This is a genomic window from Vibrio sp. TH_r3 (assembly GCF_033101115.1).
Taxonomy (GTDB): domain Bacteria; phylum Pseudomonadota; class Gammaproteobacteria; order Enterobacterales; family Vibrionaceae; genus Vibrio.
Map to the genome: position 1 here is coordinate 513,259 of NZ_JAWMPW010000001.1, position 22,728 is coordinate 535,986.

The window sequence follows — 22,728 nt, forward strand, 5'->3', positions numbered from 1 at the left end:
ACAAATGCAAAAATCAGACCAAGAGTAGTCAGTATAAAACTCACCGACATACCGATATCATACTCATCGAGGAACTAGTTTTTTCGTCGCGCGTACTGAAGGGTAGTAAATTCATCCATTTGTTTTTGGTCACGATAATTTTCTAATTTCTGTTTTTGTTGGTTTTTTTTATCGATCATCCACTCATAAGAACGTTTCTGCTTTCTGGTTTCTAGCCAATGTTCTTGGCAGTTTTCGACTTGGGTTTTAAAATGCCCTTCTGCCTGTCTTTGTTGGGTGAGTGTATTATCTAACTGAGTTAAAAAGCGATTTAAATGCCCATATTCACTAGCTGACAAACCATTTTTTCCACGATCAATCAGTTGCTGACAATAATCCAGTCGATAGCGTTCAATTTGAGCGATTTGTTGATAATAATCTTCTAATTCGGCGCGGGCTTTGTTCAACGCAAGTACCGCTTGATTCTCTCGTTCACTCGCTTGTTCTAACAAAAAATCTAATGCATTTTCCATACGTTACTGTCTTCCACTAATTACTACCTGCGCCCTGTAAAATACTACGCAGCATATTGACGCACATTTCATATGGAACCGACTCTTTCATGCTTTGCTGTAAATATTGATCAAGCGTTGGTTTTAAGGTGAAAGCACTGTCTATGGCAGGATCAGTGCCTGGTTTATAAGCGCCAATAGAAACAAGATCTTGATTCTTGCGACAAATAGATAAAACTTGACGAACCGCTTTAGACATTAACATGTGTTCATCAGAAGTAATTTGTGGCATAACCCGGCTCACTGACTTTTCAACATCAATAGCTGGATAATGACCGGCATCGGCCATTTCTCGTGATAGAACAATATGCCCATCAAGAATGGCTCGAGAGGCATCAGCGATAGGGTCTTGAAGATCATCCCCTTCGGTTAATACGGTAAAAAATGCGGTAATAGAGCCTTGTTCGGGGCTACCGTTACCTGCGCGCTCCACTAATGACGGCAACTTGGCAAAAACGGATGGTGGATAACCTTTGGTTGCGGGTGGTTCTCCAACGGAGAGTGCAATCTCCCTTTGAGCTTGTGCAAAACGGGTTAATGAATCTAATAGCAATAACACATCTAATCCCTGATCTCGAAAATATTCGGCAATGGTTAATGCTGTTTGGCATCCTTTTAAGCGCATTAGCGGTGAAGAATCAGCTGGAGCCGCCACCACTACAGCCCTTTGTCTGCCCTCTTCCCCTAATATTTCCTCAATAAATTCTTTTACTTCTCGTCCACGTTCACCAATAAGTCCAACCACTACAACTTGAGCAGTTGTTCCTCGAGTCATCATACCCAAGGTAACGGATTTACCGACCCCAGAACCCGCAAATAAACCTATTCGTTGACCTTTTCCCACTGTTAATAATCCATTTACCGCTTTTAATCCAACATCTAAAGGCTCAGATATTGGCTTGCGCAATAAAGGGTTAATCGGGTCGCTTGTAAATGCAGCCCGTTTATCGGTGTAAATGTCACCAAGTCCATCGATAGGGTTTCCTACGCCGTCAATAACTCGTCCCAAAAGCTCCATTCCAACCGGCAAACCGCCTTCACTGGTAATGGGCGTCACTTTCGCGCCAGGTAATATGCCGGAAGTTTGTTCACTTGGCATAAGAAATAAATTATCACCAGAGAAACCTATTACTTCAGCTTCCATATTTCCAGTTAATGTTTCTACCGTGCACAAACTACCAATCGGAGCTTTACAACCCGTCGCTTCTAGAGTTAACCCAACCACGCGCACCAATTTTCCTGATGCTATAGCGCGAGTCGTTAATCCTTGAGTTTTATATTGCGATAGCTTTTCCGCAAGCGCTTGCATTACTCTGTTCCTTGAAAACGATTAGCGGCACAAAAAGATTGAATAACAGAACGAATACGTTCTTCCATTTTATAGTTAACGCTAGACTCACCAGCTTCTATTTGAATATCACCACGATTAAGTGATGGCTCACTAACTAAAGTCCAGTTGCGCAAGTTTAACGCTTCGTCGCCATAAGCAGAATGAACAATATCGATATCTTCTGGATTGAGTTTTAAGGTGATTGAATGACCAGCAATAGGTAACGCTTCTACCGACTCTTTGACGGTATCTAAAATAATTTGTGGATTAGTTTGTACTTCAACATGAACAACTTCTTTGGTTAACATCAACACCATTTCAACCAATTGTTTTTCTACTTGAGCGTTCATCAATTCTAATGGCTGAGCAAATTGATTGGCCAAGTTAATAAACTGCTCTATCTGTTGCTTTATCAGTTCCTGCCCTTGTTGGAGTCCTTCGGACTTACCCAACTCTAAACCTTCAGATTGCCCCTCTTGTAAGCCTTTTTCTTTACCTTTTTCATAGCCTGCGGTAAAGCCAGCTTCTTGTCCTTGGTGGTACCCTTCTTCGTGTGCACTTTGACGTATTTCATCAACGGCTTCTTGAGTTAACGCCATTGGCTCGTCAGTGACTGGTTCGTCAAAATTAGGGATCCAACTTGGGTCATAATTCAATGCCGTTTCTTGTGCTTCATTATGAGACTTAGGCGTATAGTCAGGCAATCCCCATTTCTCGGGTTGGATTTCTACATCATCTTCTTCTGGTCGCAAAAACCCTCTTTTTCGCTCAAGAGACATACATTACCTACTTATTTTGATTCCGTTACGTAACTAATTAAAATATAGCACTAAACAATAAAACAGAACGCCAACCATTATAAGAATTCGTCTGCGCCACCTGACAGCATAATATCTCCGCTATCAGCAAGTTTTCGAGCAACGCCTAAAATCTCTTTCTGCGCGGCTTCTACATCCGCAACACGTACAGGAGGCATGGCTTCTATATCATCTCGCATCATATCTGCTGCACGTTTCGACATGTTTTTGAATACTTTTTCACGCAAGCCTTCGTCAGCACCTTTAAGAGCTTTCTGCAATACATCTTGCGGTACATCACGGAGTAGTTTTTGTACTCCTTGGTCATCAACTTCTATTAAGTTTTCAAACACAAACATCAAATCTTGAATTTGTGTGGCCATATCCTCATCTTGATCTCTAATTTGGTCGATCAAGACGCCTTCAACACTATTATCCATATAGTTCATAATTTCTGCGGCAGCTTTCAGGCCACCTATCTTCGCTGCTTGCGCACCCGCTTGACCGGCAAATTGTTTTTCCATGATCTCGTTCAATTCAGCTAATGCCGATGGCTGTACTTCTTCTAAATTGGCAATTCGCATCATTAAATCAAGCCGCACCCGTTCAGGGAACTGAGACAGAATTTCAGCTGATTGATCGGCATCTAAATAAGATAACACTATTGTCTGTATCTGAGGGTGCTCGTTAATAATAATGGTGGCAACTTGTCTTGGATCCATCCATTTTAATGAATCTAGGCCTTTAGAACCGGTACCTAATAAAATTTGATCGACGAGATTACCCGCCTTGTCTTCACCTAACGCCGCAACCAACGCTTTACGCATGAAGTCTTCACTACCCATGCCTATATTGGTGTATTTTTGGATATCTTCGAGGAAAGCTCGATGCACCGCACCTACTTTATCATTATTTAAATCGGTTGCTCGTGCCATAGCACTACCAACACGTTGAACTTGTTTAGGCTCAAGATGGCGGATTATTCCAGCTGCATCTTCTTCACTTAAACTCAGTAACAAAATAGCGGCTTTTTCATCACCTAATATACTGGTAATATCAACGGCGTCAGTTGTCGCAACCGCACCACCCTCTTCGCGTTTTACAATATCATCAGGCATCTGCTAACCAATTTTTCACAACCTGAGCAGCTAACTCAGGTTCATTTGCAACCAGTGCTCTTACTGCTTTGAGCACATCTTCATCTTTATGTAGGTTTGGTAAATCAATACCAGAACCAAATTCAAATGCTTCGCCACTTTCAATATCACTGCCGATTAAACTGGTTTCACCATCGCTAGTAATTGGCATCCCGTCTTCGTCATACTCGACATCATCTGCATCTGCATTCGGGTTAAGGAGTTTTTTCATTGCTGGTCTAATAAGAACGAGCACTACAATAATAATCACTAAGGCACTTGCTGCCCAACGAACCCATTCGTTGAAATTAGGATGATCCCAAATATTAGATTCTAACGTCTCGGTAAATTGTGGTTCAGCAAATTTAACACTTAATACATTTAATAAATCGCCTCGTTGCTCATTATAGCCGACCGTTCCTATAAGCACTTGTTTAATGGTTGACAGGTCGCTATCCGACATTGGTTCAAAAGTGACTTCACCTGTATCAGGATTAGTTACCGCTTTATTTTTAATAGCAACCGACACCGTTTGGCGGTCGATAACGCCAGTTTGGCGTCGCTCGTGGCTAATGGTGGTATCCAATTCAAAGTTTCGCGTCGCTTCTTTATGAACAGACCCTTGACCCAGCAACGAGCCATCTTTCATTTGTGCAACATCTTCAGGAATAGAAGCATCGGCTGGAGGTTGATTACTTAACGCTCCCGGGACGCCTGCAACTACATTACCATTATTGTAATCTTCTAATGTGTATTCACTACGAGTTGATGCCGTTTGTGGATCATATTGCTTACGTGTTTGTTCTATTGCACTGAAATCGAGTTGAATGTCGACTTGAGCGGTATAATTACCGATACCAAGTATTGGTACCAATACTGAATCTATTTTCTCTCGTAATGCTTGTTCTTGCTTTCTCTCTAAATCTTGTTCTTTACGTCGAGCAGTTGATAGAGGATCTTGCGACCCTGAACTTAACAAACGACCATGTTGATCTGTCACCGTGACTCGAGTTGGTTTCATGCCGGAGACGGCGCTACCAACCATATCGACTATCGAATCGACTTCTTCTTGTTTTAACGTTGTACCCGTTGCTAAAGTAACAAAGACGGTGGCTGATGCTTCTTGATTTTGACGCACAAACACACTTTGTTGAGGCAAAGCAAGTAACACTGACGCTTTACGCACTTGACGCATCTGTTCAATTGCTTTTGCTAGTTGCCTTTCACGGCTCAGTTTTAGTCGCTCTTTTTCTAATCGTTGTGATACGCCAAAACCCATATCGTTTAATAGTATGTCATCACCAGCTTGGGTGGCTTGGTTTAAACCCGCTCGTGACAAATTCAGTTTTAACTGACTGTATTCATCAACAGGTACAGAAATGGTATTGCCTTCGAGTTTATATTCTTGTTTTTGCGCATCGAGATAATCGAGAATAGGGATAAGTTCTTCGGTTTCATATGAACCAAGAGGACGAAGTTCAGGTTCTTTGACCCAGAAAAATAGCATGACGATCAAGGCCACACAAATGGAAATGGAAAGGACTAGAACCACTTGACGGAGCAAATCTAGATCACCCATTGCCAAATCAACTTTTGACGAACGCTTTTCGTTCAATCCTGGGTCTTGTGTTGAGCTATCGAGATCGGCTGAGCTTGAAACAACGGCACCGCCGCTTGCGTCACTTACTGCCAAATTGGTTGATTGATTGTCTTGAGCCACTCTTTATCACCTATACTGGCATGTTCATAAGTTGCTTATAAGCATCGACTAATTTGTTTCTGACTTGAATGGTTGCTTCAAATGCAACGCTTGATTTGTTCCTAGCGATCATTACATCTGAAAGAGAGACATTTTCATCCCCTCTATCGAAACGTGTTTGCAAATCACCAGATGCTTTTTGCAGAGAGTTAACATTGTTGATTGCCGAATTCAGTAGTTGCCCAAAATCGGCTCCCACTTTTTGGCTTGTTGCAGACTCGGTTGTATTTGATGCTTGTAACATCATTGTCTGCATTTCAGTTTGAATTCCACTTATATTCACTGCTTCTCCCCAAAGCCAATAATTTGACTTTTTATCTTATCTATTAATGGAGAAGCAATTAGCATACCAGCATTAAAAAAGTCAGGAGAATACTAACAAGGTAACTCTATTCCAGCGTCTCTCATTTTGGCTAACTTATAGCGCAGTGTTCTTGGGCTTATACCCAACTTATCGGCAATGTCTTTTCTTCTGCCATTGCATTCAATCAATGTCTCTAAAATAATAGCAAACTCTTGATCTCGCAGTTCGTTGCCTAAACCTTCTCCTGAAGAGAGCGGCTTAGTGCTAGCAGACGCATTGGAATCAGAAACAGGAATAGAGGACACTGAGCTAGATGACGAAACGGGAGAATCTACCGGTGTACTAGGATTAACCTCCGCAACCGGTGCGATATTTGGCGCTGGCTCGCCCGTTTCAACCGCACTTTGTAAACTATTAGCGTCATGCCAATCAACGCCTTCAAGCAGAATGTGTTCAGCTTGAATATCGCCTTGATCACATAAAATCAACGCTCTTTGGATAACATTATCCAATTCACGAACATTACCTGGCCACGGATAGTTTAATAATTTACTGACTGCCTGTGACGAAAAAGAGGGAACCGGCATACCTAATTTTTGACAATTTCTTTCGGCTAAATGGATAGCCAATGGCTCTATATCACCTTTTCTTTGCGCTAATGCAGGCCAAGAGATTGGGAACACGTTAAGTCTGTAATAAAGGTCTTCTCGGAAATTACCTTCGGCTACATAACGTTTTAGGTCTCGGTTACTTGTTGCCAACACTCTCACATCTAGGTTAATACTTTTACGGCTACCAAGACGTTCAACTTCTCTTTCTTGCAATACACGAAGTAATTTGGCTTGTAGGTTTAAATCCATTTCACTAATTTCATCGAGCAATATAGTGCCGCCTTGTGCTTGTTCAAATTTACCTGGACAAGCTTGAATAGCGCCAGTAAACGCACCTTTTTCATAGCCAAATAACGTGGCTTCAAGCATGTTGTCTGGAATGGCTGCACAGTTAATTGCCACAAATGGTCCGTTTTTTCTATTCGACATGTTATGAATATATCGAGACATCACCTCTTTACCCGAACCACTAGGACCTAATACCATTACATTAGCATCGGTTTTCGCCACTTTATCTGCTAACGCTAGCAACTTTAAGCTTTTCTCATCCGCGACAATAGCATCACCATTATCGTCATTTTTTACTGGTGCGTAGCGCGAAACCATATTTAACAATACTTCGGGAGCAAACGGTTTTGCCATGTAGTCAATTGCACCTTCTTTCATTGCCGCAACCGCATCTTCAATATTGGCATAAGCGGTCATTAACAGCACCGGAAGGTTTGGCTTGTGCTGTTTAATGTTACGTAACAATGCCAGACCGCCCATTCCTGCCATTTGAACATCGGATACAACAATATCTACATCATCTGATTTAAGCTTAACTAATGCATCTTCTGCACAATCAGCCTCAATCCAATCGTAGCCTGCCAAGGCTAAAGTATCTACTAAGGCCTCACGTAAGCCTTCATCATCTTCAACGATCAATACTTTGCTTTGCGCCATTATTCTTCTCCAGAGTTTGCTTGAACAGGAAGGCACATAGTGAAACAAGCACCATCCCCTTCTTCTGATATGAGTTCTAATCGCCCTTTATGGGCTCGACAAACCATTTGCACTACTGCTAGACCAAGCCCAGTTCCTTGTGAACGTGTAGTGAAAAAGGGTTCCATAATTTTTGCTTGCAGTTCTGGCGGAACACCAGGCCCACTATCTTGAACAGATATTCTTAGTTCATTGTCTACAGGTCTAATAAATACGTCGACTTGTGACCCTTTACCGGCTATTTGAATGGCATTAATCACTAAATTGCTCAGTGCCGACGCAATAGCATTTGCGTTGCCAAGTAATTGAGTTTGTTCTTGTTCTACTTCTAAAAAGTAATCAATATTGTTGTTCTTTATGACGGTTTCGATCATAGGTTGGAATTCTTGGAGTAGCTCTTTAGTAGTAAATGCATTCACCACTTTATTATCGCCACCTTTGGCAAACAATAACATATCGTTAACTTGTTTTTCTAAATCGTGCAGCCTATCCATTAGTTTAGTTTGGAATCTTTCTCGCGTGGGAGCAGGAAGGTTAGCGGCGGCAAGATTTGAAGCATACAACATGGCACTAGATAATGGGGTTCTTACTTGATGGGCAAGAGAAGCGACCATTCGCCCAAGAGATGACAGTCGTTGTAAATCACCAACTCGAGATTGCAATAAACGGGTTTCAGTAAGGTCGGTGATTAAAATTAATTGACCAGTTGAAGATGCTGAAATAGCCAGTCTTACTTTTCGACCATTCTTTAGTGATATTTCATGGCCGTCGTCATCTTGAGGAGCAAAAGCATTTTGGATCACGGCATACCATTTTTCCCCAACCAATGGGACTTCTAATAATTTTTCTGCCTCTGGGTTTGCTTCTTTTACTTCACCTTGAGTATCTAATAAAATCACACCGGCAGGCATTACATCCAATACTTGCTTATACCTAGAAACTTGATCTTCAAGTGTGCCTAAGTGGGTTTGGTTGCCCTCTGTGAAATCTGGTGACATTTGGGTCTCTCGGCTAAATAGTACGACATTCTATCAAAGCAATAAGCGAGCCAAATATTTTCCTTTATTTTCAGTAATTTAAATAAAAAAAACGCCGTCATAATATTGACGGAATAACAATCTCGACGAAAATTCAACGTTGTAAGTTATATTTTTTCATTTTTTCAACTAACGTTGTTCGCCTCATATCTAACATTTCCGCTGCTCTTGCTACCACTCCATCTTGCAGATCAAGAGCCTGATTAATCAATTCTACTTCAAGGTCGGCTAAATGCTCTTTTAAATTCAAACCTTCTTTAGGTAAAATAGCCGTTGACTCATTATTACCATTGGTTTCTGTTACATCATTGGTAGAAAAATTATTCGAAAATATGCTCGTTAATACTTCACGCTCTTGTTCTTCTATATCACTACTGTTTAATGTGTACTCAGGTTGAAATTCAGGAATATCACTGTAGCGATACTTAGTCGGTAAATTGGTTACGTCAACCAGCTTATTAGGATATAAAATAACCATACGCTCGACCAAATTAGCTAACTCACGTACATTACCCGGCCAGTTATGCTCCATCAAAGAGTCTACCGCTCTTGGACTGAATCGAATCGCATGGCTACCTTCAGCTTCCATTCTAGACATTAATTCTGTTAGCAATAATGGAATATCTTCATTTCGCTCTCGCAGCGCCGGCATCTCAATTGGAAAAACATTAAGTCGATAGTAAAGATCTTCTCTGAAGTTACCATCTGTAATCATGCTGTCTAGGTTACGGTGTGTTGCAGCAACAACTCGAACATCAACTTTTATAGTACTATTGCCACCCACTCTTTCGAAACACCGTTCTTGTAATACACGCAATAACTTAACTTGCATAGGCATTGGCATATCACCAATTTCATCCAGAAAGATTGTGCCTCCTTCTGCTAATTCAAAACGTCCTTTTCGGGCCGTGATTGCGCCAGTAAATGCCCCTTTTTCATGGCCAAATAACTCGCTTTCTAGCAGTTCTGCTGGAATAGCACCGCAGTTTATAGGAACAAAAGGACCTTTACGTCGAGCCGAATGATAATGCACATTTCTTGCGACCACTTCTTTTCCTGTACCCGATTCACCTAAAATCAGAACATTAGCTTCTGTAACAGCCACTTGTTCGATTAAATGACGAACCTCTTTTATACCTTCACTATCTCCTACCAAACTTCTAAATAAGGTACTTTTTCGAGCGATTGAAAAATCACTACCTTGCTTACCTAGGAAAACCGAACAGTGATGAAGCGCATCCGTAAGTTGTGTGTAGTTGAGAGGCAAAACCAATTCACCGATGAAATGCGGGAACTCTGCAATTAACCCAGCGTTTTTAACCAAAGACAACACCGGAATATGTATGGACGTTTTTATTTTATCAACAATAGAATCTGCCGCGTCTTGCTTATCAATGGTTCCCAAAATACAAGCAGACCAGCCAGCTGACCACTTTATTGATTCGATTTGATCGGAATGAACAATAAGCGCATGTTCTCCAATAAACTCAAGAATGGTCGACATTTGAAGCTGTAAATGTTCGTTGTCTTCAATAACTAACAGTTTAGCTAATCTATCCATAGCGTTAGAAAGTGCCTTTATATTTTAGTGGGATCTGTTATTAATTCAGTAATACAAACTAAATCTCTTTTAACGATAGTCAATTAGGAGAGAACATCAACAAAAAAACCCAGTAGATGAGTAAACTCAGGTCTAATGGGTTACATTTTATGGTATCTGTAAAATAAGGCAACTAACTAGATGTCAGTAATGGATAATTTAAAATATATATTATTTCTATGTGTGATTACTGACCCAGCTCTGCTGCGGTTAAATTATGATATTCACCAGGGATTTGATCCCATGCAGATTTGATATCTCTTAAAATCCCAACAACATCGTCAATCGCTTGTGGATTATTTTCTGCATTGGCTAAAGAAATCTGAGTGATCATAAATTCATAGAGTTGGTCGAGGTTTTGCGCAACTTCCCCCCCTTCATCCATAGACAAACAGGTTCGTAGGCTGATCACGATATCTAGTGCTTTACCTAAGCGTTCGCCTTTCACTGCAATATTTCCTTGAGCCATAGCAGCTTTGCCTTGAACCAAACGCTCTATCGCGCCCGCCATCAGCATTTGAATCACTTTGTGCGGAGAAGCCGCACTCAATTGACTGTCTACAGAGACTTTTTTATATGCTTGTAAAGAACCACGCATGGTATTCCTCTTTTTATAAAAACTGTTGGTAACGTCGTACTGATTTGTTACCGTGACGATACTTTTTAAGCTGTTCGCCTAATTGATTTGTTTCTGACTGAGCCAGTTCAACAATACGTTTTGTGCGTTCAATAGCTTGCTGCCAATCAAGCGACTTTTCAAATTCAGCAACAGACTTAGCTTTTAACACAATCTCTTGCAAAATATGTTCCCTTTCATTGATAGATGCAAGGATTTTTTCGCTATCAACTTGGTCTTCAAGCAATAGAGCAATAATTTCATGGTCTAATACTTTTAGCTTTTTGATCAATTGATTCACATTATTGTCCTAAAGCATTCATCATGCCGGAAAGTTGACCCTGCATTTTTGCTGTTGCGTCTTGCATTGCCATAAATTTGCTCTTAGTCCGCTCTTGTAAGCTTTCCATCCTGCGATCCAACGAGGCTTGTTGGTCATCTAAACGGTAATTCTGTTCTCTTAACGAATTCTCTCTAGTTCTCAGCGTACCAGTTACGCCAGTCATAGACTGAATAGCATCTTCTACTTTTTTCGCGAACCCTTTATTACCGCCAAAAAACTCTTCCAACCGAGTAAAATTATTGTTTAGCTGGCGATCAAGCATTTTATCATTTACTTCTAGCGTACCTTGTCTTGTGCTAGTGATACCAAACTCAGTCAGTGTTTTGAGGTCCTCGGGAGCTTGCTCAATAGCCGTTGAAAAAGCTGTTTTCAAACGAGCTTGAGCCGTTCTAACTACGCTGTCACCCGCCAAAGGTCCTGACGCGCCAGTTTGTGGATCAACCGCAGATAGCTCACTAGAAACTTGATGAAACTGGTTGTACGCACTGACAAATTGCAAAATATCATCACGCACACTCTGCCTATCATATTCAACGCCGATTTCTGTTTTCTGTTCCGTAGGATCAGTTACCCCCTTGACAGTAATGTCTATACCGTCAATCGCGTTCTCTATCACATTATTTTCACTGCTCAGTTGAGCAATACCATCGAGCATGACAATAGAATCTTGTGCCGCTTGAGTTTCTGTCATACCAGAGTAACTCACCATCGAATCTTGGGCACTTTTTAACGCAGCTTGCGTTTTATCCACCGCCACTTTTTTTGCGCGTTCTTCCGGCGGTAATAAGTCCAATTTGGCTTGATAACCTTGCTCTTCAGTTAAACTGCCGTTAGCGACCGATTGTTCAATGGAGGCCACTTTTTCTGCTATTTGCTGATCTTGTTTGGTTCTTTGAGCCAGAATGTCCGCCTGTTCAACGGCCTCTCTTAGAGCTTCTGCTTCTTCGGCTTCTTGTGGCGTTAGGTAAGAATCGGTCAATGTACCAGACGCAGTATTGCTCCATCCCGGCACTAATGCCATTTTATCTAACGCTTTCTTATCCAACTCTGGTTCTGGTGGTTGATAAGAGTCGAGCAATGTTCCTGAAGCCGTTTCTGTCCAACCGGGAATAGACTCTTCAGCTTTGACATAACCGGTTGTCGAAAGCCCATTATCGCCTGACGCTGAATCAACTGGTGAAGTTGTAGCCAAAATATTTTCTGCTGCACGAGCATCTGGCTCTTTTGCAGAATCAATAATTGCACTCGCCAGTTTCTGAGTTTGTTGGTTGGCAACATCTTGCCCTTTTATAGGGATAGAAAGTGCCTCGGCGGCTGCCGTTCTTGCCTCTTCTAGTGACCTGAGGCGTTCTTCGAGGGTTTGATATTCAAGCTTTTTCAGTGGGTTTGTAGATTCTGATTCCGCCGAAATTTTAATTTTATTGTCTACACCAGATTTATCTGAAGCAACAATCAAACGTTGCCCATTAGCATCATTGATTATAGATGCTCTTACACCTGGATTATTATTTGCACCGTTGATGCCTCTTACTACATCTTTAAGATTAGAATAATGTCTAACATCAACTGAAAACTGTTTTTCACCTAGTGAAATTTGCAGCTTGCCGGGGCCAAATTTTGTGTCATCAGACAATGCTTCTGACGCCACTTTATGACTTTGAGCAAGCTGCAGCACATCGATACCATATCGACCAGCGATAGCTTCGGTCGTCGCCGATGCTGATACCACACCATCATCAGTAGATTCTACGGTTCTCACCGCAAAGGCTTTATCCTGACGAAAGTTTGCCATCAGATTTTTCATCGTATCAAGTGACTCTCTGAGTCGGCCGTAAGCACTAATATCAATACCAATTTGAGCACGATCGTTGTCGAGCCGAGCTTGCTTAGGAACACGCTCGGAATCGACAATTTTACTGACCATACCATTGATATCCATACCAGATGACATACCCAACGGGCCTACACTCATTCACTCACCTATAAGATTGTTAAACAAAGCTGTTACACTTTTTCCTCAATAAATAAACCTGAGGAAGCTGACGCTAAACGTCTAAGTATAATTAGCATCTCTTCATCGGGAATCTGTCTAATTATATCGCCAGTACTGGCTTCAAAAATTGTGACCACATCTCTTCCCAATTCCTCATCAACACGAAACGAAAGGCCTTTATTAATAGAGTTAACGAATTCATCCATTTTCTCTACCATTTTTTGTAATTGACCTTTATTTAGATCAATTCTTTTTTGAACTAAATCTTCAACTGCCTTCGTTTTCTCTGCCATGTCGGTTTCAGTTGTTACTCTACCGACGTCTTTCTGAGTCGACACTAACTTATCTGTCGCGCCACCATCTCTTAAAGCAAGTTTAATGCCACTGGAGTTACCATTCGCCTCGTTAACTCGGCTATTTGGTTCGCCATACGGCTGGATGTTCGATGTGTATGCAGATATATCCATACCGATCTCCCTTCCACCTTGTTGTTAAGTGGTTATTTACTTTTTTACAGTAATTTTCCACTTATCCCAACAAGCTCAATGCAGCTGATGGAGATTGCTTAGCTTGAGCTAACACCGACGTACTCGCATTCTGAAGAATTTGAGATTTAGTCATCTGAGTGGTCTCTTTAGCGAAATCAGTGTCCATAATACGACTTCTCGACGCATTCACATTCTCGTTAATATTTTCGAGATTACTAATTGCGTGATTAAAGCGGTTTTGGAATGCACCAAGGCCAGCTCGTTGGCTATCCACATTTTTTAAAGCGCCATCTAGAATAGCGACCGCTTGCTGTGAACCTGCAACCGTAGTTACATCAATGTCGTTAACACTTTGCTCAACACCAGCAGCAAGATTCAATTCTCCTGCTAATCCACCACTAAAAGTAACATCGCCATTTTCAACACTCTGATTTGAAGCAAAAACCTGTAGTTTTCCTTCTTCACCCACAGAGGCTTTAATGTCACCATTTTGGCCATTAATATAAGTGGCCAGTTCCTCAATATCATCACCGGTTTTTGCGTTTACGATGATTTCTTTTGCTTCGCCGGATTGATCATTATAGGAAATCGTCAGATCATTGGCACCTTCTTGTACAGACCAGTCTTTGCTCAAGGCTTCTGTTGCAACGTAGCTTTTACCCGCCATGTTGGTATCATCAGAACGCATGTTACCAATAGTTAACATAACCGATTCACCAGAATCCGCACCGATTTGAAAGGATTTTGAACCATAAGAACCATTCAGTAGTTTGTTACCACCAAAAGAGGTCGTTTCGGCAATTCGATTCAATTCGTCATTAAGTGCGCCTACTTCTTCTTGAATAGCAATACGTTCTGAACGAGAGTTAGAACCATTCGCTGATTGCAATGAAAGGTCACGCATACGCTGCATTATGTTCGTGGTTTCTTTCATTGCACCTTCAGCGGTTTGGGCAATAGAAATACCATCATTTGCGTTTCGTACCGCTGTATCTAAACCACGGCTTTGGGAAGTGAGTCGGTTGGAAATTTGCAGACCAGCCGCATCATCTTTGGCACTATTAATCTTGTAACCTGATGATAGGCGTTCCATCGATTTGTTTAGACCTTCAGCAGCACCGGCTAAGTGGCGTTGTGCGGTCATTGCAGACACATTAGTGTTCACATTTATTGCCATAATTGATCTCCTTAGGCATGTGGGGTGATGGGTCTTTGCGTCTCTCACCACGCTAGGACTCATCTAATTTTATTTCTCTCGTCCCTTGTAACGGCGGAGATAAAAAAACCTTTAGGAGATTATTTGATTTTTTTTATATATTACTTATTTTGTGAGTTCGCTCATATTATCTGTTCGGGTTTAATTCCTATAACATGTCATTCTGAAACAACAAAACCCAACCATTTCTGGCTGGGCTTTTATTGATTGTCCACTCGATACCATCAAATAAGACCGGAACACATTACCTAGTTGACATCAGTTACGACAGTAAACCTATTTATCCTAGTAAACTCAGCGCTGTGTTGGGTGCTTGCTTAGCTTGCGCAAGTACCGACGTTGACGCTTGCTGTAGAATCTGAGACTTAGTCATTGCTGTGGTTTCTTTAGCAAAATCGGTGTCTTTTATTCGACTATTCGAGGCGTTCACATTTTCATTAATGTTGTCTAGGTTATTAATTGCATGGTCAAAACGGTTCTGGAATGCACCCAACTCACTACGGTGACTGTCCACGTATTTCATCGCCGCATCTACAACCGCTACCGCATTTTGCGCACCACCAACCGTGGTTACATCTATCGTGTCCACCGTTACCGCCGTTGGACCAGTCATGCCTAGTTCACTCGCAAGACTACCACTAAAAGAAACCTCTCCGTCTACGCTGTTATTTCCCGCAAATATTTGTAAACGTCCTTCTTCATCAACCGATGCACTCACGTCACCTTGTTGACCATTTATGTATGTCGCGAGCTCTTCAATATCATCGCCTGCTTTCGCATTGATCGTATAGTCTTGCGCTTCGCCAAATTTGTCCGTTAAGCTGATTGTCATGCTCGCATCTTGTGCTACTGCCCAATCTTTTCCTTGACCATTTTCTGCTTTGTAGGCACTACCACCCATCATCGCATTGTCTGAACGCATATCCTTTAGGTTCAGCATCACCGCTTCACCATTATCCGCACCTATTTGGAAAGATTTCGTTCCGTGCGTACCGTTCAATAACTTGTTACCACCAAAAGACGTCGTTTCCGCTATTCGGTTTAATTCGTCGTTTAACGCCGTTACTTCTTCTTGAATCGCTACTCGCTCCTGTTTTGAGTTCGAGCCATTCGCTGATTGTAAAGATAAGTCACGAACTCGTTGCAGAATATTTGACGTCTCTTTCATCGCCCCTTCTGCGGTTTGTGCTATTGAAATGCCGTCGTTTGCATTTCGTACCGCTACGTCCAAACCACGACTCTGTGCATTCAAACGATTCGAAATTTGTAAACCTGCAGCGTCATCTTTTGCATTGTTTATCTTGAAACCTGAAGATAAGCGTTCCATTGAAGTGTTTAGGTCGCTTGCTGCGCTAGATAAATGACGTTGTGCTGTCATTGCTGCTACGTTTGTATTTACATTAACTGCCATGGTAATTCTCCAATTGATTTTCCGTTTAAAGCGGTTTCCGACGTCTCGGAAAACCAAGTAGTTCTCTCAAAGTTACTTTCATTAACGGCATGAAAATCAATTCCTTTAGCAAATAATTTAAATTTTTTATAAATAATTAAAAATAACGTCAAATTTGAGGGGGTGCTAAACCATAAAGGAGAGTTCAAAAAGGGCAGTAAATAGGTAAAGCATTAAACTAAATAATTGACGGTTTTGTCTTCGAGAATACCTTCATCAAAGCTATGGCTAGAAAAATAATAGGTTCTTTATTGTGTACTCTATACCTCCCTGACTATCGCCAAGAATGCGGAATAAATGTACTTAAATCTTTAACACTGGCTAATCAATGGGAAGGTGACCCGTTTTCACTAAAATAACGGTCTCTTCTTCCACATAAGGAAAATGCTCGCTCATGTGAGGACTGCGTATCCAAGTATATTTTGGGTACTCAGCATATTCATCTTTAAAGGTACCACACAACACAAAAATCTCTTCACCACCGAAATGACGATGTGGTTGGAAACGTTCACCTGCCGGCCATTTCACCAACGCAACGTGCTCATGTTCGAACTGATGCAATGGCATCACTTGCAATCCACCAATCCCCGGAAGCCAATCCGTTTCCAGAGTATTGATACGAACTTGAGTTAAATCTCTCGCATCAAACTGGTTTAGCTTAACCAAGATCGTGCAGCCACCTATACTCGACGGAGAGTGTGCACTACCAGGTGGGTTTCGGATATAAGTGCCCGCGGGAAAATCTCCGGTTTCATCAGAGAAAACCCCCTCTAAGACGAAGATCTCTTCTCCTTGTGGATGCGGGTGCGCAGAAAACGAAGATTGTGGAGCATACTTCACCACGCTAGTCGTGTGACCCGACTCTTTTTCTTCTCTTTCTAACGGCTTACGCCATACGCCTTTGGCTGGGCTCGCAATCCAATCTAGTGGTTCAGTTTCAATAACCAATCTCTTTGAAAAGTCCATGTTTAACATAGTAACGACCTTACTCTTATTTAGCGTTTTAATTTTTTGGATTTCTAGTTTCTATTATACGCGAATACTCAACTTTACTTTCTTTGATTGCTGCGCTGGTAATTTTTCTGAGTATCGTAACAAATGTGCTTGTCGACGTTCTTTAATTGAATACCAATCTCATTAAATGCTTTTTGGATGGTCGTTGCGACATACTGCGGCCCTTCTCCCATAAAAAAGTCTGATCTATCTTGATTCGTTTCGAATACGCAGACGATTTTTAAGCTCTGTGGAAACGAAGAGAAATTGACGGTATGTGTCACCCAAAGGAACCCATCGAAACCTTTCAATGTATCTTCACAAACCGCGGTCAACACGTCTCTAATTTGATTTTCGATCTTCTTATCTGATTTACGCATGAAGCAAACTTCTTATTTTGTAGTGGAAGAGTAAGGAAAGTAAAAAAAGAAAAGCCCCATTTCCTTTGAGAGAACTGGGGCCGGTCGTGTCGCAAGCTAGGTAGCCTATGTGGAGATCGAGAGAAATAACACATAACCAGCTTTACGTTGCACATTAATGTTTGGGTCTATTGGCAATAAGTGAGAGAGCCGCCAGACTTAATATTAATATGCCATTACCACTATAACTTTACTCAATGTCGAACCACGTCTGTATCGACTACTGCAAAGCAAGGTTATAACTGTAATACCAACTACTGAAGTAGTGACATTGCAGATTGTGGTAATTGTTTCGCTTGAGCAAGAATCGATGTCCCTGCCTGTTGCAAAATTTGGTTTTTAGTAAGTTCCGTCGTCTCTTTAGCGAAATCGGTATCTTTAATTCGACTTTTCGACGACTCTACATTTTCTTGAATGTTGGATAAGTTATTAATGCTGTGACTCAAACGGTTTTGTTTAGCACCTAAATCAGCTCGTTGGCTATCTACATAGCGTAACGCGGAATCAATAACGCCAACTGCATTTTGTGAACCTTTAACCGAGGTGACATCAATATCTTGAGCCGTAGTCGCGACAGCTTCTGCTCCACCAATTCCCACTTCTGCGGCTAAAGAACCTGAAATATCCAGCCCACCAGCAATTTTGTCGTTAGCGACAAAAATTTGTAAATTTCCGCCTTCACCAACAGAGGCTGTTAGCCTATCTGTTTGACCATTAATATAAGTGGCGAGTTCTTCAATATCATCACCTGCTTTTGCTTGCATATCAATAACTAACTCTTCATTTTCTGCATCGGCTGCGAAAACAAATTTCATATCAAGCTTATCTGCCGGCACACCCCAGTCACTACCCAATGTCTGACCTTCTGGTAGTTGAGCGCTAAATGTTGAACCTCCCATGCGGAAATCGTCAGCGCGAATACTGGTTAATCCCATGATCATTGCTTCACCTGAGTTAGCACCTATCTGGAATGCCGCTTCTCCAAAAGAACCATTAAGTAAACGACGTCCACCGAATGAAGTAGTTTCTGCAATTCGGTTTAATTCATCCTGCAATGCCGTGACTTCTTCATTGATAGCAACACGTTCTGTCAATGAGTTTGACCCATTTGCCGATTGCAGTGATAAATCACGCATACGAGTAAGAATCGATGTTGATTCATTCATCGCACCTTCTGCTGTTTGAGCAATAGAGATACCATCATTAGCATTGCGCATTGCGACATCTAAACCACGTGATTGAGCGTTTAGTCGGTTCGAAATTTGTAAACCTGCAGCATCATCCTTAGCACTATTAATTCTATGCCCAGATGACAAGCGTTCCATCGACGTATTCAAATTTTCAGATGCTTTATTCAAATAGCGCTGAGATGTCATCGCGGCGACGTTAGTATTTACTGTTACAGCCATTTTTCTGCTCTCCTATTGAGTTCGCAAGCTTTCTGCGAAGCGGTCAGCTTTAGTCTCATTTGGATAAGCACTGACCGTATATTTACTTGCCGAACCAAGCGTCAATATTTCACTTAATTCATTATGTATTCATTTTGTCTATGGTTAATACAATACAAGTAGTGTGCCACTTTTTTATTTTTTACTTAAATAAAATAAAATCTTTATATTTCAATATATTAAAACATGGTATTTATACGTCAAATATCGTGTAAATGTGTATGTTTTAATAAAGCGGCAAATAGTTTCTGCGATTATTTTAACCAATGACAACTATTGCCGCTTTCTCGCTTGCGTTACGTTTTGCTCATTTAAGCTACACCTAATTACATTGAAGTGACGTCGAAGTCACTTCATCAATAACCAGAATATTGCTGACTCCGCACATATGGCAGTAGCGCATATGGCAATGGAGAAGTTAATGGAATTAGCTGTCGCTAAATCCGTTTAAGTCATGTTAGATATAATTGAATAAGGTAAGATCTTTTGTCTTACCGAAGGCTTTTTGCGATGCCTGTAGAGCAAGTGAGTTTTCGTTAAACTCAATCACAGCTTGTGAATAATCCAAATCTTCAAATGCACTTTTGGACTTAGCTAGAGTTAACTTAAAGTCTTCATGCAAATTCGATTGAATATCAAGAGTATTTAAACGCGCACCGACATCGGTTCTTGCTTTTCCTAGATGTATAAATGCGGCATCAAGTTCTTCAGTTAATCGATGTAATTCAGCTGTTGCCGAGGCATCTGAAACCGACGCATCACCCAGGTCAATAACTTGTTTAAAGCTATCAAACAGGCTAAATGATTGACTAGGTGATATTGAGATAGAATCACCGGCAGTGATCTGCCCTTTTATCTGAATAGATAGGTCATTATATTTAATGCCTTTTTTAGGATCGAATTCTTCAACGGCAACCGAACTTCCATCTTTATTAAGTTGATAGGCATATTTACCTGCTCCCATATCAACGAATGTAACTTGATATTCAGATGTATCTTCACTGTCTAAATTAGTCGCTCTCTCTAACAATAGACGAGAACCTTCTTGTAATTGATAGCTCGGTGTGTAGTCACCGAAAGGATTATCAATTTGCATATACAACTTACTACCAGGATCGTTCAGCGGCATCTCTAACTGATTGGAGATTTTCATTTTGCGCTGATAGTCGTCACCTGTGTACGTTACGTTACCTTGGTTATCTCTAAAAAAGGGTTGATTTTTGGGTTTTGTGCCGGAGAAAATATAGTTTCCAGACTCATCTTGGCTATTCGTCAAATTGAGTAAGTTATTGAATATTTCTTCCATTTCTCTGGTCTTAGCTAAACGGTCCTCTTTTGAGTGCGCACCGTTAATCATCTCCATTACCGTTCTTTTTGCTTCATCGGTATATTCTTCCGAGTTGGCAACTAAGACTTCGTGATGCTCTAAGCGATTACGCGTTAAAACTATGGCATCCATATATTGACGCAATTGTTCTGATTGCTGCCCAATACTTTGCACATAGTGTGTCGCTAGAGGATCATCGGCAGCACTTAACAACTTCTTGCCGGAAGCCAACTGCGCTTGGTTATGTACCACCTTGGCTTCTTGTCTGCGTAGGTCATTTTGCACTGTTTGGTAATTATGAAAACTTGAAATACGTCCAACCATCTAATTAGCCTCCTAGCGCAATGCTAATATTGTATTAAACGTATCATTTGCTACTTGCATGATACGAGAAGACGCCATATAAGATTGCTGAAACTTCATCATATTAGCGGCTTCTTCATCTAGATTTACCCCGGATATTTCGGCAACACGCTCTTGTGCAGATTCATTCTCAAGACGAGCAACTTCTGACAATCTGGAGGCGGTCGACATTTTTAAGCCCATATCGGTATTGAGATCATGATACAGCTGTAAGATTGTCGAGTTATTATCGTTTAAATTTTTGGCAGTTTGTAAGTCCTGCATTTTGCGTAAGTTACCATTATCACCTTCTGAAGCGGTTAAATTGGCCGCAAATTTATCGTTAGCAACCGCACCTTCTGTTAATTCAAATGTTGTTCCTTGAACGGTAACAGAACCTGTAGGTGGGTAGTCTTGTGGTTGAAGTAATACTTTACCGTTCATATCGAGTACGGCAAATTGGTCACCTTGAGGTGAAACTACGACTTGAAATTCTTTTAAATCACCAGCCTCTATAACTCGAAATTCTGCATCACCTTGTTCAAACGTTGCCGAACTAGCATAACTTTGAGCGGCAATTTTTGCCGGATCATTCATTGCCACTTTTATTTGTTCTGCGCCAAACCTAACAGGGCGTAAAATAATTTTTTCGCCTGAACGAGGAGATTCGTTCATTTCAACTCGCATACCATCGATATATAGAGCTGAATTTTTCGGTTCTACTTGTACAACATCGCCTGATGGTTTCAATACGGTATAATCGCTACCATCGTAACGAAGCTGATAATCACCTGCTTTTATTTGACTAATATCATCGATATATACCGCCAAATCTGCTTGAGAGTTTTTTTCTAACACAACACGAGATTTTGCGATGCTATCTGAGTTAACGTCGGTAAAAACCGATGCTCCAATAGCGCCTCTAAGATCCAAACCTTGAGATTGAAGTTCATTAACACCGTAAGAAATAGAGGTGGCAACACGACCTAATTCGTCTTGTACATAAGGAATAAGCTCATCACGCATTTTAAACAGTGATTCTAGCTTTCCATCAATATCGGTGTGATTAATCGGTTTTATCCCTTTACCTTCAACCAGAGCTAATTGACGTTGCTGCGCATCTGGCGAGCCATCCACTATGGCTAATTTACTTGATTCAGCACCTGAAACTAACGTGTGTCCACTACCAATATGAATGTTATAGCCTTCATTATTGTTGCGAGGAGTTACCGTGACTTTGGTGTATTCAGAAAGCTCTTTTACCAATTTTTCATGGCTATCCATTAAGTCATTATGTGGGCCTGGTGTCCTCATCATTAGTTTATGCAAATCTTTTATTTCGTCACCGATTTGATTGACTCTGTTAATGGCTAGGTCAAGCTTACGGTTGGTATTAGACGACTGCTGGCGTACCGTTTCATAAAAAGTATTTAAATTTTGACTAATTAGCCCAGCCTTTTCTAATACAACTTTACGAGCACCCATATCATTCGGAGAGTCGGCCAGAGTTTTGATGGAATCGAACCATTCATTGATATTTTCTGGTATTTTTTTCGATGCCAACGACGAAAGCATACTGGTGAGTTGATTAATATTGCTTTCATCATCTTCACGTAATGCTTTACTGGTAGTAGAGACATTGAGTTCGTTGACGGCAAATTGATCCCAAGAGCGGCGAACATTTTCCACATGAACGCCCATGCCAAAGGTTTCACCCCCATACATACGAGGCGAATTCGTTCCTTGGATCACCGATTGCCGGCTATAGCCTTCGGTATTCGCATTCGATATGTTATGACCAGTGGTGTTGAGTTGTCTCTGAGCGGTTAATACGCTCTGAGTACCAACATTCAACAAGTCCGATGCCATAATGCCCCCAGTAAAACCAAGAAAAATAGATGTTTATTGCTTAACTTACTTACCATCTAGCAAAGGACATGCCAACTGGGCCATTTTCAATAAAATTCGAAAACTGATCGACTTC

20 protein-coding genes are annotated in these 22,728 nt (G+C 41.1%); all 20 read right to left on the reverse strand.

The annotated features are described in order from the left end of the window. Positions 1-74 precede the first annotated feature (74 nt). Positions 75-512, reverse strand: coding sequence for a flagellar export protein FliJ (gene fliJ, locus R3X26_RS02235; RefSeq protein ID WP_317715479.1), 438 nt, complete (start codon positions 510-512; stop codon positions 75-77). A gap of 16 nt (positions 513-528) precedes the next feature. Continuing rightward, the gene (gene fliI, locus R3X26_RS02240; RefSeq protein ID WP_317715480.1) at positions 529-1,860 is read right to left on the reverse strand and encodes a flagellar protein export ATPase FliI; all 1,332 of its coding nucleotides are present in this window, start codon (positions 1,858-1,860) and stop codon (positions 529-531) included. Then, positions 1,860-2,660 carry a flagellar assembly protein FliH gene (fliH, locus tag R3X26_RS02245; RefSeq protein ID WP_317715481.1) on the reverse strand — a complete coding sequence of 267 codons (801 nt, stop codon included), beginning with the start codon at positions 2,658-2,660 and terminating at the stop codon, positions 1,860-1,862. The genes fliI and fliH overlap by 1 nt, the downstream gene beginning before the upstream one ends. Positions 2,661-2,737: 77 nt before the next feature. Further along, positions 2,738-3,796: a flagellar motor switch protein FliG gene (gene fliG / locus R3X26_RS02250; protein WP_317715482.1), complete on the reverse strand. Its 1,059-nt coding sequence runs from the start codon at positions 3,794-3,796 to the stop codon at positions 2,738-2,740. Beyond that, complete coding sequence (gene fliF, locus R3X26_RS02255; RefSeq protein WP_317715483.1) at positions 3,789-5,534, reverse strand: flagellar basal-body MS-ring/collar protein FliF; 1,746 nt, start codon at positions 5,532-5,534, stop codon at positions 3,789-3,791. The genes fliG and fliF overlap by 8 nt, the downstream gene beginning before the upstream one ends. Positions 5,535-5,544: 10 nt before the next feature. Further along, the gene (fliE, locus tag R3X26_RS02260; RefSeq protein ID WP_411572380.1) at positions 5,545-5,829 is read right to left on the reverse strand and encodes a flagellar hook-basal body complex protein FliE; all 285 of its coding nucleotides are present in this window, start codon (positions 5,827-5,829) and stop codon (positions 5,545-5,547) included. Positions 5,830-5,948: 119 nt separating this feature from the next. After that, positions 5,949-7,433 carry a sigma-54 dependent transcriptional regulator gene (locus tag R3X26_RS02265; protein ID WP_317715485.1) on the reverse strand — a complete coding sequence of 495 codons (1,485 nt, stop codon included), beginning with the start codon at positions 7,431-7,433 and terminating at the stop codon, positions 5,949-5,951. Then, positions 7,433-8,470, reverse strand: a complete 1,038-nt coding sequence (locus R3X26_RS02270; protein ID WP_317715486.1) for a sensor histidine kinase — start codon at positions 8,468-8,470, stop codon at positions 7,433-7,435. The genes R3X26_RS02265 and R3X26_RS02270 overlap by 1 nt, the downstream gene beginning before the upstream one ends. Positions 8,471-8,603: 133 nt before the next feature. After that, a complete protein-coding gene (locus R3X26_RS02275; RefSeq protein WP_317715487.1) occupies positions 8,604-10,070 on the reverse strand; it encodes a sigma-54 dependent transcriptional regulator in 1,467 nt (488 codons plus the stop codon). Positions 10,071-10,296: 226 nt separating this feature from the next. Next, complete coding sequence (gene fliS / locus R3X26_RS02280; RefSeq protein ID WP_317715488.1) at positions 10,297-10,707, reverse strand: flagellar export chaperone FliS; 411 nt, start codon at positions 10,705-10,707, stop codon at positions 10,297-10,299. A 13-nt stretch (positions 10,708-10,720) separates the two neighbouring features. Then, positions 10,721-11,026: a flagellar protein FliT gene (locus R3X26_RS02285; RefSeq protein ID WP_317715489.1), complete on the reverse strand. Its 306-nt coding sequence runs from the start codon at positions 11,024-11,026 to the stop codon at positions 10,721-10,723. A gap of 1 nt (position 11,027) precedes the next feature. After that, positions 11,028-13,040, reverse strand: a complete 2,013-nt coding sequence (gene fliD, locus R3X26_RS02290) for a flagellar filament capping protein FliD (RefSeq protein ID WP_317715490.1) — start codon at positions 13,038-13,040, stop codon at positions 11,028-11,030. Between the two features lie 32 nt (positions 13,041-13,072). After that, positions 13,073-13,528, reverse strand: a complete 456-nt coding sequence (locus R3X26_RS02295; protein ID WP_317715491.1) for a flagellar protein FlaG — start codon at positions 13,526-13,528, stop codon at positions 13,073-13,075. Between the two features lie 61 nt (positions 13,529-13,589). After that, complete coding sequence (locus R3X26_RS02300; RefSeq protein ID WP_317715492.1) at positions 13,590-14,726, reverse strand: flagellin; 1,137 nt, start codon at positions 14,724-14,726, stop codon at positions 13,590-13,592. Between the two features lie 319 nt (positions 14,727-15,045). Continuing rightward, a complete protein-coding gene (locus R3X26_RS02305) occupies positions 15,046-16,176 on the reverse strand; it encodes a flagellin (protein ID WP_317715493.1) in 1,131 nt (376 codons plus the stop codon). 360 nt (positions 16,177-16,536) lie between these two features. Then, a complete protein-coding gene (locus R3X26_RS02310; protein WP_317715494.1) occupies positions 16,537-17,190 on the reverse strand; it encodes a cupin domain-containing protein in 654 nt (217 codons plus the stop codon). 74 nt (positions 17,191-17,264) lie between these two features. Next, complete coding sequence (locus tag R3X26_RS02315; RefSeq protein ID WP_317715495.1) at positions 17,265-17,588, reverse strand: Fis family transcriptional regulator; 324 nt, start codon at positions 17,586-17,588, stop codon at positions 17,265-17,267. Between the two features lie 293 nt (positions 17,589-17,881). Further along, positions 17,882-19,036 carry a flagellin gene (locus tag R3X26_RS02320; protein WP_317715496.1) on the reverse strand — a complete coding sequence of 385 codons (1,155 nt, stop codon included), beginning with the start codon at positions 19,034-19,036 and terminating at the stop codon, positions 17,882-17,884. Between the two features lie 496 nt (positions 19,037-19,532). After that, positions 19,533-20,726 carry a flagellar hook-associated protein FlgL gene (gene flgL, locus R3X26_RS02325; protein WP_317715497.1) on the reverse strand — a complete coding sequence of 398 codons (1,194 nt, stop codon included), beginning with the start codon at positions 20,724-20,726 and terminating at the stop codon, positions 19,533-19,535. Between the two features lie 12 nt (positions 20,727-20,738). Continuing rightward, positions 20,739-22,613, reverse strand: a complete 1,875-nt coding sequence (flgK, locus tag R3X26_RS02330) for a flagellar hook-associated protein FlgK (protein WP_317715498.1) — start codon at positions 22,611-22,613, stop codon at positions 20,739-20,741. Positions 22,614-22,728 lie beyond the last annotated feature (115 nt).